Origin of the sequence: Chromobacterium aquaticum, assembly GCF_021129195.1 — a bacterium.
GTDB lineage: Bacteria > Pseudomonadota > Gammaproteobacteria > Burkholderiales > Chromobacteriaceae > Chromobacterium > Chromobacterium aquaticum.
Map to the genome: position 1 here is coordinate 1 of NZ_JAJOHW010000071.1, position 15,729 is coordinate 15,729.

12 protein-coding genes, 2 tRNA genes and 1 pseudogene are annotated in these 15,729 nt (G+C 61.9%); 7 read left to right on the top strand and 8 right to left on the bottom strand.

Translation table 11 applies throughout. The annotated features are described in order from the left end of the window. The 4 genes and pseudogenes from LQT98_RS11250 to LQT98_RS11265 all read right to left on the bottom strand — a co-directional run. Positions 1 to 270, bottom strand: a pseudogene (locus tag LQT98_RS11250) (efflux transporter outer membrane subunit); the annotation flags it as partial. Further along, positions 263 to 3,397, bottom strand: coding sequence for an efflux RND transporter permease subunit (locus LQT98_RS11255; RefSeq protein WP_231462402.1), 3,135 nt, complete (start codon positions 3,395 to 3,397; stop codon positions 263 to 265). The gene LQT98_RS11255 and the pseudogene LQT98_RS11250, both read right to left, overlap by 8 nt. A gap of 10 nt (positions 3,398 to 3,407) precedes the next feature. Beyond that, the gene (locus LQT98_RS11260; RefSeq protein WP_231462403.1) at positions 3,408 to 4,502 is read right to left on the bottom strand and encodes an efflux RND transporter periplasmic adaptor subunit; all 1,095 of its coding nucleotides are present in this window, start codon (positions 4,500 to 4,502) and stop codon (positions 3,408 to 3,410) included. A gap of 380 nt (positions 4,503 to 4,882) precedes the next feature. Continuing rightward, positions 4,883 to 5,638, bottom strand: coding sequence for a substrate-binding periplasmic protein (locus tag LQT98_RS11265; protein ID WP_231462404.1), 756 nt, complete (start codon positions 5,636 to 5,638; stop codon positions 4,883 to 4,885). Between the two features lie 297 nt (positions 5,639 to 5,935). On the opposite strand from LQT98_RS11265, the gene LQT98_RS11270 reads away from it, so the two are divergent. Beyond that, positions 5,936 to 6,373 carry an acyl-CoA thioesterase gene (locus LQT98_RS11270; RefSeq protein WP_048411875.1) on the top strand — a complete coding sequence of 146 codons (438 nt, stop codon included), beginning with the start codon at positions 5,936 to 5,938 and terminating at the stop codon, positions 6,371 to 6,373. 626 nt (positions 6,374 to 6,999) lie between these two features. Then, a complete protein-coding gene (locus LQT98_RS11275) occupies positions 7,000 to 7,701 on the top strand; it encodes a TylF/MycF/NovP-related O-methyltransferase (protein ID WP_231462405.1) in 702 nt (233 codons plus the stop codon). A 360-nt stretch (positions 7,702 to 8,061) separates the two neighbouring features. On the opposite strand, the gene LQT98_RS11280 is transcribed toward LQT98_RS11275, so the two are convergent. The 3 genes from LQT98_RS11280 to LQT98_RS11290 all read right to left on the bottom strand — a co-directional run bounded on the left by LQT98_RS11280 (position 8,062) and on the right by LQT98_RS11290 (position 9,511). After that, positions 8,062 to 8,152: transfer RNA gene (locus LQT98_RS11280), tRNA-Ser, on the bottom strand. 72 nt (positions 8,153 to 8,224) lie between these two features. Further along, positions 8,225 to 8,315: transfer RNA gene (locus tag LQT98_RS11285), tRNA-Ser, on the bottom strand. 62 nt (positions 8,316 to 8,377) lie between these two features. Beyond that, positions 8,378 to 9,511: a GNAT family N-acetyltransferase gene (locus tag LQT98_RS11290; protein WP_231462406.1), complete on the bottom strand. Its 1,134-nt coding sequence runs from the start codon at positions 9,509 to 9,511 to the stop codon at positions 8,378 to 8,380. A gap of 74 nt (positions 9,512 to 9,585) precedes the next feature. On the opposite strand from LQT98_RS11290, the gene LQT98_RS11295 reads away from it, so the two are divergent. From LQT98_RS11295 to LQT98_RS11315, 5 genes are all read left to right on the top strand, one after another. Beyond that, positions 9,586 to 11,178: an NAD+ synthase gene (locus LQT98_RS11295; protein ID WP_231462407.1), complete on the top strand. Its 1,593-nt coding sequence runs from the start codon at positions 9,586 to 9,588 to the stop codon at positions 11,176 to 11,178. Between the two features lie 108 nt (positions 11,179 to 11,286). Then, complete coding sequence (locus LQT98_RS11300; RefSeq protein WP_231462408.1) at positions 11,287 to 12,396, top strand: hypothetical protein; 1,110 nt, start codon at positions 11,287 to 11,289, stop codon at positions 12,394 to 12,396. 258 nt (positions 12,397 to 12,654) lie between these two features. Continuing rightward, positions 12,655 to 13,278, top strand: coding sequence for an outer membrane lipoprotein chaperone LolA (gene lolA / locus LQT98_RS11305; RefSeq protein ID WP_231462410.1), 624 nt, complete (start codon positions 12,655 to 12,657; stop codon positions 13,276 to 13,278). Between the two features lie 288 nt (positions 13,279 to 13,566). Continuing rightward, positions 13,567 to 14,226 carry a PadR family transcriptional regulator gene (locus LQT98_RS11310; RefSeq protein ID WP_082151203.1) on the top strand — a complete coding sequence of 220 codons (660 nt, stop codon included), beginning with the start codon at positions 13,567 to 13,569 and terminating at the stop codon, positions 14,224 to 14,226. A 55-nt stretch (positions 14,227 to 14,281) separates the two neighbouring features. Further along, positions 14,282 to 15,088, top strand: a complete 807-nt coding sequence (locus LQT98_RS11315) for a siderophore-interacting protein (protein WP_231462412.1) — start codon at positions 14,282 to 14,284, stop codon at positions 15,086 to 15,088. A gap of 66 nt (positions 15,089 to 15,154) precedes the next feature. On the opposite strand, the gene LQT98_RS11320 is transcribed toward LQT98_RS11315, so the two are convergent. Further along, positions 15,155 to 15,703, bottom strand: coding sequence for an RNA 2'-phosphotransferase (locus tag LQT98_RS11320; protein ID WP_231462414.1), 549 nt, complete (start codon positions 15,701 to 15,703; stop codon positions 15,155 to 15,157). Positions 15,704 to 15,729 lie beyond the last annotated feature (26 nt).

Genomic DNA, 15,729 nt, shown 5'->3' on the forward strand with positions numbered 1-15,729 from the left:
GGCGATGCCGGCCTGGGCCGCGGCCTCGTCGACGCGGGCGGCGGCGGCGGCCAGGTCCTGGTTGTGTTCCAGCGCTTCGGCGATCAACCGGTCCAACACCGGATCGTTGAACTGCTTCCACCAGTCCATGGCGATGGCCGGGTTCTGGGCCGCAATTTGGACCTGTCCGCTGTCCGGCAGCTCCAGCTTGGGGCGGCTGTAGTCGGGGCCGACCGCGCAAGCGCTCAGCGCCAGCGCCACCAATGAGGGCATCAGCGCGCGTTTAAGCATCGCCACCCTCCTCCGCCGTCGCCGGCGCTTTGCGCCGCTCCGACGCCTGCATGATCAGGCGGAAGAACAGCGGCACGAAGAAGGTAGCGATGAAAGTGGCGGCCAACATGCCGCCCACCACCGGGGTGCCCAGCGCGCGGCGGCTGGCGGAACCGGCGCCGCTGGAAATCACCAGCGGCACGCAGCCTAGGATGAAGGCCAGCGAGGTCATCACGATGGGACGGAAACGCAGCCGCGCCGCCTCCAGCGCGGCGTCCATCAGCGACAAGCCCTGCTGGCGCTGTTGCACCGCGAACTCCACGATCAGGATGGCGTTCTTGGCCGCCAGGCCCACCAGGGTGACCACGCCGATCTGGAAATAGACGTTATTGTCCTGCTGACCGATGACAGCGGCAAGCAAGGCGCCGAACAGCGCGAACGGCACCGAGGTCACCACCGCCAGCGGCAGGCTCCAGCGCTCGTACTGCGCGGCCAGGATCAGGAACACCATCAGAATGCCGAACAGGAAGGCGGTGGCGGCGGTGCCGCCGGCCAGTTTTTCCTGGTAGGCGCTGCCACTCCAGGCCAGCGCGTAGTCCTTGTCCAAGCTCTGGCTGGCCAGTTCTTCCAGCGCGCGTATCGCCTGGCCGGAACTGACGCCGGGCGCCGGCTGGGCCAGAATCTTGGCGGCGTTGAAGACATTGAAGCGATCCACCAGCTCGGGCCCGAAGCTGGATTTAACCTGCACCAGGCTGGACAAGGGCACCATCACGCCTTCGGTGGAGCGCACATAGATATTGGCGATGTCCTGCGGCCGGGCGCGGAAGTCCGCCTCGGACTGCAACTGCACCTTGTAAGTGCGGCCGAACTTGTTGAAGTCGTTGACGTAGAGCTGGCCGAAAGTCGCTTGCAGGGTGTCGAACACCTGGGTGATGTCCACGCCCAGCGCCTTGGCCTTCTCGCGGTCCAGGTCCAGATACTTCTGCGGCACATCGGCACGGAAGGTGGTGGCCACGCTGGCGAACTCCGGCCGCTGCCGCGCCGCCGTCAGCAACTTTTCCGTTGCCTGGCTCAGCTTTTGCGAGCCTTGGCCGCCGCGATCCTGCAAATACGCTTCCAAGCCGCCAGTGGTGGACATGCCGATGATGGGCGCCGGGCTGAAAGCGCTCATCACCCCGGCCTGCAAGCTGCGGCCCAGGCGGTTGAACTCGGCGGCCACGGAGGCAGCGTCCTCGCCCTTGCCCTTGCGCTGATCCCAATCCTTCAGCGTGATGAAACTGGTGCCGCGATTGGTCTGCTTGGAGCCGGACAGGATGTCAAAACCCGTGAAGGTGGTGACATTTTCCACATTGGGATTGGCCAGCATCAGCCGGTCGAACTCGGCGGTGGCCTTGGCTGTGCGGGTCAGCGCGGCCGCGTCCGGCAAGGCGGTGTTGGCGAACAGCGTGCCCATGTCCTCATTGGGCACCAGCGAGCCCGGCACTTTCTGATACAGGCCCACGGTGGCGGCCAGCACGAGGGCGATCAGGCCGCAAGCGACGCCGACGCGGCGGTTGAGAAAGGAGACCCCCGACACGTAACGACTGGTTATCCGCTCGAACACGTGGTTGAACCACCGGAAAAAGCGCGGCGGCTGGTGATGGCCGGGTTTGAGCAGCAAGGCGCACAAGGCTGGGGTCAGCGTCAGCGCGACGATGCCGGAAATGATCACCGACATGGCGATGGTGACGGCGAACTGCTGATACATCACCCCGGTCATGCCGCCCATGAAGGCCACTGGCAGGAACACCGCGCACAATACCAGCACGATGGCCACCAAGGCGCCGGACACCTCCTGCATCGCCAGGACAGCGGCCTCCTTGGCGCTACAGCGGCGCTCGCTCATGATGCGCTCGACGTTTTCCAACACCACGATGGCATCGTCCACCACGATGCCGATGGCCAGCACCATGCCGAACAGCGTCAGCAGATTGATGGAAAAGCCCAGCAGCAGCATGCCGGCGAAAGTGCCGATCAGCGACACCGGCACCGCCACGCAGGGAATCAGCGTGGCGCGGAAATTCTGCAGGAACAGATAGACCACCAGGAATACCAGCACCATGGCCTCGGCCAGGGTCTTGATCACCTCGTTGATAGACACTTTGACGAATTTGGTGGTGTCGAAGGGAATGGCGTAGTCCACCCCGGCTGGGAAGCGGACCTTGAGCTCCTCCATCTTGGCGGCGATGGCGGCGGATACCTTGAGCGCGTTGGCGTTGGGTTGCAGATAGGTGCTGATGCCGACGCTGGGCTTGCCGTTGCGCATGCTGGTCACATCGTAATCGTTGCCGCCCAGTTCCACGCGCGCCACATCCTTGACCCGGATCTTGGAACCATCCGGCATCGAGCGCACGATGATGTTCTCGAACTCCTTGGGCTCGCTGAGCCGGCCCTTGGCATTGACGGTATAGGTGAAGTTGATCGCCGCGCTGGTGGGCTGGGCGCCGATCTTGCCGGCGGCGAACTGGGCGTTCTGCTCGCTCACCGCCGCGGCCACATCGGACGGCGTCAACCCCAGCTGCGCCATGCGGTCCGGCCGCAGCCACAGCCGCATCGCGTAATCGGTACCGCCCATCATGGACACATCGCCCACACCGGGAATGCGCTTGAGTTCGTCCATCACATTGAGCAGCGCGTAGTTGGACAAGTAGTTGCGGTCATACTGGCCATTGGGCGAGCCGATGGAAATCACGCTGAGCACCGAGGTGGACTTCTTGCGCACGGTGACGCCCTGGCGCTGCACCTCGTCCGGCAACTGCTTCATCGCCGCCTGCACCCGATTGTTGACATCGATGGTGGCTTGGTCCGGATCGGTGCCCACGGTGAAATAGACATTCAGGCTGAGCTGGCCGTTGGAGGCGGCGCTGGATTGCATGTAGAGCATGTTTTCCACGCCGTTGAGCTGCTGCTCCAACGGCGCGGCCACCGTTTCCGCGATGGTCTGCGGCGTGGCGCCCGGATAGTTGGCCGACACCGACACCACGGCCGGCACGATTTGCGGATACTGCTCCACCGGCAGCGCGCGCAAGGCGGCCAGGCCGGCCAGCACGATGACGATGGACAGCACGCTGGCGAAGATGGGGCGGTTGATGAAGAAACGCGAGAACATGGTCAGCCCCTCACGCCTTGGCCGGCGCGGCGGTCATCGGCTTGACCATGGCACCGGGCCTGGCCTGCATCAGGCCATCGACAATCACCCGCTCGCCGGCCTTGAGGCCGGACTCGACCACCATCCGCCCACCCACCTGGGCGCCCAGCTTGACCGTCTTGGCCTGTACCTTGTCATCGGCCCCCACCACCATTAGCTGGGTATCGGCCTGGGCCTGGACTATGGCCTGCTCCGGCACCGTCAACACATTCTTGCGCATGCCCAGGTCCAGCATCACGCGCACGAACTGGCCAGGCAGCAATTGTCCGGCCGCATTGGGAAATTGAGCGCGCGCGCTGATGGTGCCGGTTTTGGGATCGACGCGATTGTCGCGGAAATCCAGCTCGCCGTTCTGCGCGTACGTCCGGCCGTCGGCCAGGCGGATGCGCACCGGCAAGCCTGCCTGCCGCCCCGAGTTCACCTGCCCAGTGGCCAGGCTGTGTTGATAGTCGAGGCTATCCTGCTCGGAAATGGAAAAATTGACGTAGATGGGATTGAGCTGGGAAATCGTGGTCAGCGGCTCGGTGGCATCCACGCGGATCAAGCTGCCCTCGGATTGCACCTGCTTGCTGGTCAGGCCTGGAATCGGCGCGACGACCCGAGTGTAATCCAGATTGAGCTGGGCTTCCTTGACCTTGGCGTCGGCGGCCTGCTTGGCCGCCTTGGCGTTATTGAGCGCGGACACCGCGTTGTCGTAATCCATGCGCGCCACCGCCTGCTCGCGGTACAGCGGGCGGATGCGCTCCAGGTCGGCGCTGGCTTTTTGCAAGGCGGCCAATTGCTGCGCCTGCGCGCCCTTGGCCTGCTCCAGCTGCGCCTGGTACGGCGCGGGGTCGATCTGGAACAAGGCCTGCCCCTGCTTCACCGGCTGGCCTTCCACATAAGTGCGCTTGAGCAGGATACCGCCGACGCGGGCACGCACTTCAATATCGCGGTAACCGGCGGTTTCACCCACCAGTTCCATCACCATGGGCACGTCGCCGGGCGTCGCGGTCTCCACCGTGACTTGCGGCACGGCCGCCACGGGTTGCGACGGAGAGCCGCAAGCGGCCAGCCAGGCCGGCATGGATAATATCAGGACAAGCGACAATACATGCCGCGACGAATAGCGCATTATGATTTCTCCATATGAGCGGGGATGTGGAATGGGCGGGCAACCCAGGCGCAAGCGGAGGCTTTGTCGCTTGTTATGAACGGATCTATGCCACGAGCGCGGGCAAGGCTGTTCGCAGCAACTTGAAGCGTCGCCCATTAGAACAGCCTGTTATGAAGTGTTTTTTTGGAAAATCTGCGTTTTTGTAAATTGCGGGTAAATTCACATCGAAACCATGTAAATTAATGTGAATGATATTCAATATCATTATTGTGAAGAGAGACCACCGCGCCGGGACTGACCGGAAATATCCGCCGTGACCCAGTTCTGCATTAGGCAATGCCACGGCAGCATTAATCGGTCCGTGATGGGCCGTCCGCCTTCATTCCGGAATCAACTTTGAGCAGCATGCTGGCGTAACTACCGTCCTTGCGCATTGCGCGCAGGCCCGCCTCCAACTGCGCCGCGCTCTCCCGCCCCTGCGCCCTGGCCTTGGAAAATGCCAGCCAGAAGCCATCCTGGCTGATGCTGCCCACCTTGCGGACTCTGCCGGCGGCATCGGGGTTGCCGCGGATGCGCAACTGCCCGGGTAGAGCGTTCATCAACACATAATCCACGCGCCGCGCCAGCAGCATGCGTATCAAGTCCTCATCCGAGGCCGCCACCGATTTCATAATCCTTACGTCGCGATAAAAGGCACTGGGATAGGTGTAATCCTGGGTGATGCCCACCCGCCGGCCAATCAGGTCTTTCAGGCCCAGGCCGGCATCGCCGCTGGCGGCGCGCGCGAAAATGGCCAGCTCTTCGGTGAACATCGGCGTTTGATGCCACCAGAACTGCTCGCGATTGTCATCGGTAATGGTAACGCTAAGGCAGCCCGCAGCCCGGCCGACACGCGCCAGCATCAGGCAGCGCGCAAATGGCACGGTGACGAAGCTAACCACCACGCCCTGGCGACGGAAGGCTTCGCGCACCAGTTGCGGCGCCAGCCCCCGCGGCGCCGAGCTGACCGCGCCGCGCGCGGAATACGGCGGCCAATCGTCCTCGACGGCGATGAGCAGACCAGGCCCCGCCAGCGCCTCGGCGGCCAGCAGGGCCGAACACAGCATTGCTGCAAACCACGCAGGCATAGCTCCCTCCCGGCCGTGGGTTGACACCACCCATGCATTACTTAACATCAACAATTCATAATCCACCACGTTCTCAGAGCCTGTTCAAAGTCTCGCGCGCCAGAGCGAGATCGTACGCACGAGCCCCGAGTGGCAACAGCGGACTTTCCAGGTTTGAGCGGTTCTTGGCCCGATTGTCACGGCAAAGCGCTTGACCCTCGCGCGCAGGCAATGCCAAGATCATGAATCCACCCCCGCCCTTCATGCGCTAAACCGCTGCTGCTCAAGGAGATTGGCTTGGAACCGTTTTGCCACCCGCTAGAAGTGCGCTGGTCCGACTGCGACGCCAACCAGCATGTCCGCCATACCGCCTATGCCGATTTCTGCACCCATGCCCGCATCGAATGGCTGCGCGGCCAGGGTTTCGGTTTCGAGCAATTTCAGGCCCAGGGTTTCGGCCCGGTCATTTTCAAAGAGTGGACCGAGTATTTCAAGGAACTGCGGCTGAGCGAGCGCATCCACGTGCGGCTGGCCATTGCCGGCCTGAGCCAGGATAGCAAGCGCTTCTGCATCCGCCACGAGATTTACAAGGAAGACGGCCGCCTGGCGGCGCGCCACGAGATCAGCGGCTCATGGATAGACCTGACACTGCGCAAGCTGACCACTCCGCCGCCGGAATTGGGCGCCATCTTCGCCTGGGCCGAGCGCACCGAGGACTTTCAGGCGCTGGATTAAGAACCCCCATGGCTATTTTATTCAAGGATATGTGCACAATGCCACTTCCCTATAGTTAAGAAAGCGGCTTTTCTGAGCCTGTTCAAAGTCTAGCAAACTCACACGCAACAAGGTAAGCATACCCAAGAGAGCGGAATATTGGCTTGAAACAAGTATGCCTCGAAGGCACTGCCCATGCTCTTTTCTACCTAGCCTGCCAAAAACCGCAGACCTTGAACAGGTTCTCAAAGGAAGAATGAATACCAAGCCATTCAAGCCCTTGCTCAACAGCAACTCTATTGCACATCAGCGATGGTCAACATCAACCCACCTCAACAAGACCGTCGCTCACTCTAATCCCTCAAACGCTTCCCATCTAACTCCCTGCCAAGCTTACTATCAGCCGACCGACCAATTCATTCCAGATGAATTAACCATGTTCAGGGTACTAGCCCCTGTCAGCATTTATCTCTACCACAATCAGAAAAAAACATAAAAACACAAAAAATCAATAACTTACAAAATCACTCACTACAAGCTACTTGCATTCCATTGATTCAACAGTCAATACCATGTCATACTGTCATGGTGAAATTTACTCATTCAATATTAAATAAATATAAATATTTTTAAAAGAAAGCACCTACATGTCAGTAAACGCTATTTATACCCATGACGCCTCACCGGAATTAAAATACCAGCAACTAACACCAGGGGCCAGTTATAGTCCATGGTATTCTGATGAAGAATTCATGCGCTGCTATCTGGCAATTCATCAAAACACTTTGGTTGACCTATATCGATGCTATGGCTTGTGGTCTCTAGCAAGGCAGTTGAGTAATATTGATGGCTGCTTCCTTGAAGTCGGCGTTTGGCGGGGAGGAACAGGAGCGCTACTATCATTTGCATCTCTATTAAGTAGCCCTGAAAGAAAAGTCTATCTTGCCGACACTTTTCAAGGTGTCGTCAAAGCAGGAGCGCAAGACCCCAACTATATCGACGGTGAGCATTCAGACACCTCACAGGCAACAGTAGAGGCACTATTGGAATCCATGGGCCTGAACAATACCACCCTATTGCCAGGAACATTCCCAGACGACACCGCTCACCAGATAGAAGAAAAGGTAGCGCTACTGCATTGCGATGTAGATGTCTATCAATCAGCCAAAGAAATTATTGACTGGGCTTTACCCAGGCTAAGCGTCGGTGGTGCCATAATTTTTGACGACTACGGCTTCTATGGATGTGGAGGTGTAACTCGCTATGTCAATGAATTACGGGAACGAAAAGATTTGCTATTTATTTACAATCTAAGCGGACATGCTGTTTTTATAAAACTTCCATACTAAGCTCTCACCACCTAATTGATGACTTACTTCCCGACATAAATCAGATAAGCTGATAATGCACTGGTAGCAAGTCATCAACTCGTCAAATAAGCTCAGACACCGATCAGTGAGTAAAGCCCCTGCTTACTTGACTGTCTTCTAAACCTTTCTTGCTTAGAATTAATCACAACCCGGTAAATCGCGTGTGCAACTGAAAATAGAATGCAAATACCGTACACAAGCATCCACATGGACGCCTCACTCAAAATGAGGCTAGACAATACCAAGCCAAGCAATCAACTGCACTATTATCGTATTTTCTGCAATCCGGCGGTGAATGCAAAAAGCCCCGACTCAAATGTCGGGGCTTTTTGATTTTACTGGCGGAGAGGGGGGGATTCGAACCCCCGTTAGGGTATTACCCTAAACACGCTTTCCAGGCGTGCGACTTAAACCACTCATCCACCTCTCCGGAGGTGTCTTGCTTGTTTGCGCCGGCTGGACCGGAGCAATAAAAAACCGCCAGGGCAGTTTTTGTCAATTCTGGCGGAGAGGGGGGGATTCGAACCCCCGTTAGGGTATTACCCTAAACACGCTTTCCAGGCGTGCGACTTAAACCACTCATCCACCTCTCCAGAATCCCTGTGGAACAAGGCGCTTGGCGTTTCGTTCACAGAGGCTGCGCAGTATATAAGCCCTACTCATCCGGCGCAAGTGTTTTGTAAGCGGAATGAGAAAAAAGCGTGTCGACATACTCGTCCACCCCTTCCCGCTCGCGCCGCAGCCAGCCGGCTATCGCGCCGCGAAAACGCGGATCGGCAATATAATGGGCGGACCAGGTGCGCTCCGGCTCAAAGCCGCGCGCCAGCTTGTGCTCGCCCTGTGCACCGCCCTCGAAACAATGCAGGCCGGCGCGGATCGCATACTCCAGGCCCTGGTAATAACACAGCTCGAAATGCAGGCAGGGAATATCAGCCAGTGCGCCCCAGTATCGCCCATACAGCACACCGTTCTGCACCAGGCACAGGCTGGCCGCCAGCGGCGCGCCGTCGCGCTCGGCGACGAACATCAGGCAATGCGGCCCCAGCCGCTCCGCCAGCAGCGCGAAGAAGGCCGGATTCAGATAGGGCGCGGAGCGGCGCTCCAGATAGGTCTGCCGGTAGCAACGGTAGAAAAACGCCCAGTCCTCGGCGACTATCGCCTCGCCGCGCAATACTCGCACGCCGATGCCGGCCTCGGCCACCTTGCGCCGCTCCTGGCGGATCTTCTTGCGCTTGTCGCGGCTCAACGTGGCCAGGAAGGCGTCGAAGTCGGCATAGCCGCGGTTGCGCCAGTGGAACTGCACGCCCTCGCGCAATAGCCAGCCGGCTTGCTCCAGCGCGCGCGCCTCTTCGTCGGAGGGAAACAGCACATGGGCCGACGACAGGCCATGCTCCATCACCACCTGCTCCAGGCCGGCGATCAACTGCGGCCAGGCCGCCGCGTCGCCCAGCAAGCGGCGGCCACTCACCGGGCTGAACGGCGAAGCCACCACCAGCTTGGGATAATAGTCCAGGCCGGCGCGGGCATAGGCCTCGGCCCAGGCCCAGTCGAACACGTATTCGCCGCGCGGATGCCGCTTCAAATAGGCCGGCGCCAAGGCGCGCAATTCCCCATCCAGCTCCAGGCTCAGCGGCAAGGGCAGCCAGCCGCTGGCCTCGCCCACGCAGCCGGCTTGTTCCAGCGCCTGCAGCCAGCGCCAAGCCGTGAACAGATTGCCGCCCGCCTCCAGCGCGGCCCATTGTTCCGCGCTCCAGGCGCCCACTCCCTCACGCAGTTGCAGTGACACCATGATTCCTCTCGGGCATTTGCGCCATCTATCAGGTAAAATTCCATCTATCTCGAAACATTCGGTTCCCTATCAAGATGCGTATCGCGCTCGCCCAGTTCAACCCCGTTGTCGGCGATATCGCCGGCAACACCCGCAAAATCCTAGACCTCGCCCATGCCGCCATCGCCCAGGGCGCCGACGTGCTGGTCACGCCGGAACTGGCGCTGACCGGCTACAGCCCGGAAGACCTGCTGCTGCGCGACAGTTTTTACCGCGCCTGCGGACAGGCATTGGACGAGCTGCTGGAACTGGACGGCATCACCCTGGTGATCGGCCACCCGGCGCGCATGGGCGCGGAGCGCTTCAACGCCGCCACCGTGCTGCGCGACGGCAACCGCCTGGGCCAGTATCACAAGATGCAGCTGCCCAATGACGAAGTATTCGACGAATGCCGCTACTTCACTCCCGGGGCCGCGCCGCTGGTGTTCCAGCAGGGCGATGCCAAGGTGGGCGTGCTGATTTGCGAGGACATCTGGTCGGTGGACCCGGCCGCCGAGGCCGCCGACGCCGGCGCCGACGTGGTGGTGGTGCTCAACGCCTCGCCCTTCCATCGCAACAAGATAGAAACCCGCCACGCAGCGCTGCGCTACCGCGCCGAGGAAACCGGCCTGCCCTTCGCCTACGTCAACCTGACCGGCGGCCAGGACGAACTGGTGTTCGACGGCGCCTCCTTCGCCGTCAACCGCGCCGGCGAAGTGGTGGCCCAGGCCGCAGCCTACGACGACGAACTGCTGATCGTCGATTTCGACGGCGGCGATCTGCTGCCCGGCGCCAAGGCGACGCTGCCCGGCCCGCTGGAAAGCGTCTACCGCACCCTAGTGACCGGCGTGCGCGACTACATCGGCAAGAACGGCTTCCCCGGCGCGCTGCTGGGCCTGTCCGGCGGCATAGACTCCGCGCTGACGCTGGCGGTGGCGGTGGACGCGCTGGGCGCGGACAAGGTGCACGCGGTGATGATGCCCTCGCGCTATACCGCCGATATCTCGGTGACCGATTCCCGTGACATGGTGAACCGCCTGGGCGTGAAATACGAGGAAATCGAAATCTGGCCGATGTATGAAAGCTTCGTGCAAGCGCTGGCGCCCAGCTTCGCCGGCCTGGCCGAGGACACCACCGAGGAAAACCTGCAGGCGCGCATCCGCGGCACCCTGCTGATGGCGCTGTCCAACAAGAGCGGCAAGCTGGTGCTCACCACCGGCAACAAATCGGAAATGACCACCGGCTACTGCACCCTGTACGGCGACATGGCCGGCGGCTTCGCCGTGCTCAAGGACGTGGCCAAGACCCTGGTGTTCGAACTGTGCCGCTGGCGCAATCTGCAAGGCGAGATCATCCCCGAGCGCATCATCACCCGGCCGCCGTCGGCCGAGCTGCGGCCGGACCAGACCGATCAGGACAGCCTGCCGCCCTATGAGGTGCTGGACGCCATCATGGCGCGCTATGTCGAGGAAAACCTGTCCGCCGACGCCATCATCGCCGAAGGCTATGCCGAGGCCGATGTGCGCCGCGTGGTGCGCCTGCTGAAGATCAACGAATACAAGCGCCGCCAGGCGCCGGTGGGGCCGCGCGTCACCCATCGCGGTTTCGGCAAGGACTGGCGCTACCCGATCACCAATAAATTCAGCTAAGCCCGCGACGGACGACATGACATCGGCGATGCCGGATGCGTTAAAATGTCCGGCTCGCGCCGGTCCGCCACCCCGGAGCCGGCGCCGGACCTTCGCTTAGGAAATCGCATGCAACTAAAAAAAACGGGCCTCTGCGCCGCGCTGTGCGCACTGGCGCTGCTGGGCGGCTGCGCATCGCCGCTGACCAATAAGAGCGCGGACGAAGCCACCCGCAAAGTGGTGATCCAGAACTGGAACAGCCGCGGCTACAATATCGACGCCGACATCGGCTTCGACGAATTGCGCATGGCCAAGCCCAAGCACGCCGACGAAGAAGTCAGCGAGCTGGAAATGACCGAGGTGATGGATCAGGTCGCGCGCAGCATGCGCTTCAGCGTCAAGGGCGCGCTGGACGCGTCCGGCGGCAGGCTGGAACTGATCCCGGCGCTGCGGCTGGAACGCCGCAATCTGCTGGTCAGCGTGCAACTGCCGCTGCAATTCCACGCCAAGGACATGTCGCTGCTGGTGGACCCGTCCGCCGCCTATCTGTTCCTGCCGGACCTGCGCCCCTATGAAGGCAAGTTCCTGCGCGTGCGCCTGCCGCAGCGCGTGGCCGACAACTTCCCGCTCAAGGCCATGTACCAGGCGATGCCGAAGCTGCTGGACGAAGCCTACGCCAAGGTGGACAAGCAGGCGTTCAGCTTCCAGCCGCTGGATGAGCGCGCGCGCGAACTGGGCGCGCGCTACCAGCTGCGCATCGCCATGAACCATGCCCAGGAAAATCAGCTGGCCACCCATATCGTCGACGGCCTGATCAAGGTCGCGCAGCAGGAGGCCGCGCGCAAGCCGCAGCTCAAGCCCGGCCCGCTGGGCAGCGAAAGCCTGCTGCAGCTGATCAAGAGCCTGCTCAGCGTTACCGAGGCCAACCCGCTGAACAGCAATACCGTCAGCGATCTCTATGTCAGCCGTGGCGGCGACCTGCTCGCCATCCGCCAGACCATACGCTTCAACAGCCCGGACTTCCGCGGCCAGGCGCACGCCGACATCCGCTACAGCCATCTAGGCAAACCGGTGTTCGCCTTCCAGCCTGGCGCCGCCGACATCGTGGACCTGGAGCAGTTGGAGAAGCCGGAATGGCTGAAGCCGCTGGGCCTGGCGCTGCGCGCGCTCGACCAACCGCCGGCCGCCGCCGGCGAGGGCGCGGCCGAAACCGCCCCGGATGCGTCCGCCGCGCAATAATCGCTAAGAACGTGTTTACGATCTCGCGAGCTAAGGCGAGACAAGGCGAAAACCGCTGAGAAAGCGGAATGTACAAGTGGTACATGAGCATTTCGAATGCGGTACTCACCGTGTCACGTCTCACGACGCGCAGCAGATCGTAAACAAGTTCTAACACAAAAGGCGCCGCCGCCGCGTCCGCAACCGGAAACCGCGGCCGGCGGCGGCAGTCTCACCTGCTTTGCGACGGCCGCGCGCCGCGCCAAGGACCAGAACCGCATGAAGATGAAAACACTGATTTCCGCCTCTTTCGCCATCGCCGCGCTGGCCTTGCCCGCCTCCGGCCACGCCGCCGCCATCGCCCAGCTCAAGGCCTTCGTCAACGGCAACAAGACCCTGAGCGCCGACTTCAAGCAAGTGGTCAGCAACAAGGGCAAGCGCGAGGAAGCCAGCGGCCGGCTGGAAATCGCCCGCCCCGGCAAATTCCGCTGGGAATACAGCAAGCCCTACGAGCAATTGATCGTCGGCGACGGCAAAACGCTGTGGGTCTACGACAAGGACCTGGCCCAGGTCACCCGCAAGGCGCAGGGCGCGGCATTGGGTTCCAGCCCGGCGGCGCTGCTGGCCGGCAGCAACGCCATCGAACAGAACTACCAGCTGAAGGAAGCCGGCAAGACCGGCGAGGTGGAATGGCTGTCCGCCAGCCCCAAGCAGGCCGACAACAGCTTCAGCGCCATCCGCATGGGCTTCAAGGCCAATATGCTGGTGGAAATGGAATTGACCGACAGCTTCGGCAACCACACCAAGGTCAGCTTCAGCGCGCCGCAGAAAAACCCGGCGCTGGCCGCCTCCCGCTTCGCTTTCGTGCCGCCCAAGGGGGTGGACGTGGTCAGCGGCGACTAAGCCGCCCCGCCGCCCTCCAGCCGCCTCCGGGCGGCTTTTCTTTTAGCGCCGCTTCATGCCCCCTTGCTCGCCGTGAGACGCTGCGCGGTGAGCAACGCCTTGAATGCTCATACGCCACCAGCGCCGTCCACCATCTCAGCCGTATTCCTATTGTCGCGCTCGCGAGAGCGTGGGCAGATGCGGGCATCGTGCCAAAAACGCCACAAATCATCGTTGTCCTTGCTGGGTCGACTTGACTTTATCCTATCTAAAAACATATCTTAAGATATATTTTTCAGGAGAGCCGCCATGCATCACCCTCTTGGTACCCTGCTCCGCCAGCTGAGCGGACGTAATGCACATCATCGTCTCCACGCGATGGCCCGCCACGGCCACGGCGGCGCTCATGGCCGGCATGGAGGCTTTGGCGGCTTCGGCGGCGGCGACGACGAGAACCTGACCCGAGGCCGCAAATTCAGCTCCGACGAATTGCAGCTGTTATTGCTGGCCCTGCTGGAACAACAGCCCAGCCACGGCTACGAGCTGATCAAGGCGCTGCAGAGCCGCAGCAACGGCTTTTACAGCCCCAGCCCCGGCATGGTCTACCCGGCGCTGACCTATCTGGAAGAATTGGGCCGCATCTCGGTGAGTGAGGAAGGCAAGCGCAAATGCTATGCGCTGACGGCCGCCGGCCGCGACTATCTGGAACAGAACCGCGAGCAAGTGGAATGGATGATGGCGCGGCTGCAGCACATCGCGCGCAAGATGAACTCGATCCGTCGCGCGCTGACCGGGGAAATGCCGCCGCCGGATGATGCCGCCGGCAGCTGGATTCCGGAGCTGACCCGGGCCCGCGGCGAGCTGAAGCAAGCACTGATGCGCACCGCCAACGTCGACGAAGACGAGCAGCGCCGCATCGCCGCCATTCTGCGACAGGCCTGTGAGCAAATTCTGGGCGATACCGGCTAGAGAGTGTGTTTACGGCTCCAAGCGCCCAGCCATGACTTCAAAGACAGGACTCCCGATGACCACATCCGATCTGACCGTTCAACGCCTGCGCCACCCGCTGCGCTTCCGCCTGCTGCAAGTGCGCGCCATCCGCCCGCTCGGCCCCACACTGCTCTGCGTCACCCTGGGCGGCGAGGAGCTGGCCGGCTTCACCTCCGCCTCCTTCGACGACCACCTCAAGGTGTTTTTCCCCGAGCACCCGGACGGCAAGCCGGCGCTGCCGGCGCTGGTGGACGAAACCCTGATCTACCCGGAAGGCGAACCGCGCCCGACCGCGCGCGACTACACCCCCTGCCGTTTCGACCCGGAACGCCAGGAACTGGACCTGGAGTTCGCGCTGCACGAGGCCGGCCCCGCCACCAGCTGGGCGGCCCAGGCCAAGCCCGGCCAATACCTGGGCATAGGCGGCCCGCGCGGCTCCTTGGTCATTCCGGCGGCTTTTGACTGGCATCTGCTGATCGGCGACGAATCCGCGCTGCCGGCCATCCGCCGCCGCCTGGCCGAACTGCCGCCCACCGCCAAGGTCATCGCCCTGCTGCAAAGCAGCGAGGCGGGCCAAGACTGCGAACTGCCCGCCCACCCCAATGCCGACATCCATTGGGTGCACCAAGGCGCCGACGCCGAGCCGGCGCTGCTCACCGCGCTCAAATCCCTGGCCTTGCCGGCGGGCGAGGGCTTTGTCTGGGCCGCCGGCGAATACCGCGCCATCCGCGCGGTGCGCGTGCATCTGCGCGAGGAGCGCGGCATAGACAAGAGCCGCATCCGCGCCGCCAGCTACTGGCGCGAAGGCCGGGCCGCCAGCCACGAAACGCTGGAAGACTAAGCCGCGGCCCAAACGACAAAGCCCCCTTGAAGGGGGCTTTGTCCAAGCCGCAACACAGGAGCCGGCTTATTTCGCCTGCAACATAATGAATTCGGCCTGCACCTCATCCGCCAGCCACACCATCTCATTGCCGTGATAGAACGCCGCTCCCGCCGCATAGGCGGCGGTGGCGTCCACCTTGAGCAAGACCGGCGCGGCGGCCTTGCGGCCGCCCACCTGCATCGCGGTTTCCGTATCCACCGACAAATGCACATACTGCCGCCCCATCGGCCGCAGGCCTTCCCGCTGGATCAACTCCGCGACTTCCGGCGACGTTCCATGATAAAGCCACGCCGGCGGCGCGCTTTGCTGTTTTGACAATTTTCCCGGCAGCGAATGACCATAAAACGCGCGGATGCGGTCACCATCGATCTCATGTCGCTTCTTCTCGGAGCGCGCGATCATTTCAAGCAGATCGGCAAGCCCCAGATCGCGCCACTCTCTACGCTCCACGCGCAGGGCCGCCAGCAAGGCTGTCAGCGGCACCCAGCCGGCATCGTCCAGTTCCAGTTCATATAGCCAAGGTTCGTGACGCAGCGCGTGTGACACGGTCCGGCTCAAGTTTTGGTAATCCATGATGCTCTTTCACATGGCAGCGACCA

What these genes read in the sequence shown, in the direction of transcription:
- LQT98_RS11255 (WP_231462402.1), bottom strand. Translation starts at nt 3,397, where the DNA reads ATGTTCTCGCGTTTCTTCATCAACCGCCCCATCTTCGCCAGCGTGCTG.
- LQT98_RS11260 (WP_231462403.1), bottom strand. Translation starts at nt 4,502, where the DNA reads ATGCCGGCCTGGCTGGCCGCTTGCGGCTCTCCGTCGCAACCCGTGGCG.
- LQT98_RS11265 (WP_231462404.1), bottom strand. Translation starts at nt 5,638, where the DNA reads ATGCTGTGTTCGGCCCTGCTGGCCGCCGAGGCGCTGGCGGGGCCTGGT.
- LQT98_RS11275 (WP_231462405.1), top strand. Translation starts at nt 7,000, where the DNA reads ATGTCAGTAAACGCTATTTATACCCATGACGCCTCACCGGAATTAAAA.
- LQT98_RS11290 (WP_231462406.1), bottom strand. Translation starts at nt 9,511, where the DNA reads ATGGTGTCACTGCAACTGCGTGAGGGAGTGGGCGCCTGGAGCGCGGAA.
- LQT98_RS11295 (WP_231462407.1), top strand. Translation starts at nt 9,586, where the DNA reads ATGCGTATCGCGCTCGCCCAGTTCAACCCCGTTGTCGGCGATATCGCC.
- LQT98_RS11300 (WP_231462408.1), top strand. Translation starts at nt 11,287, where the DNA reads ATGCAACTAAAAAAAACGGGCCTCTGCGCCGCGCTGTGCGCACTGGCG.
- lolA (WP_231462410.1), top strand. Translation starts at nt 12,655, where the DNA reads ATGAAGATGAAAACACTGATTTCCGCCTCTTTCGCCATCGCCGCGCTG.
- LQT98_RS11310 (WP_082151203.1), top strand. Translation starts at nt 13,567, where the DNA reads ATGCATCACCCTCTTGGTACCCTGCTCCGCCAGCTGAGCGGACGTAAT.
- LQT98_RS11315 (WP_231462412.1), top strand. Translation starts at nt 14,282, where the DNA reads ATGACCACATCCGATCTGACCGTTCAACGCCTGCGCCACCCGCTGCGC.
- LQT98_RS11320 (WP_231462414.1), bottom strand. Translation starts at nt 15,703, where the DNA reads ATGGATTACCAAAACTTGAGCCGGACCGTGTCACACGCGCTGCGTCAC.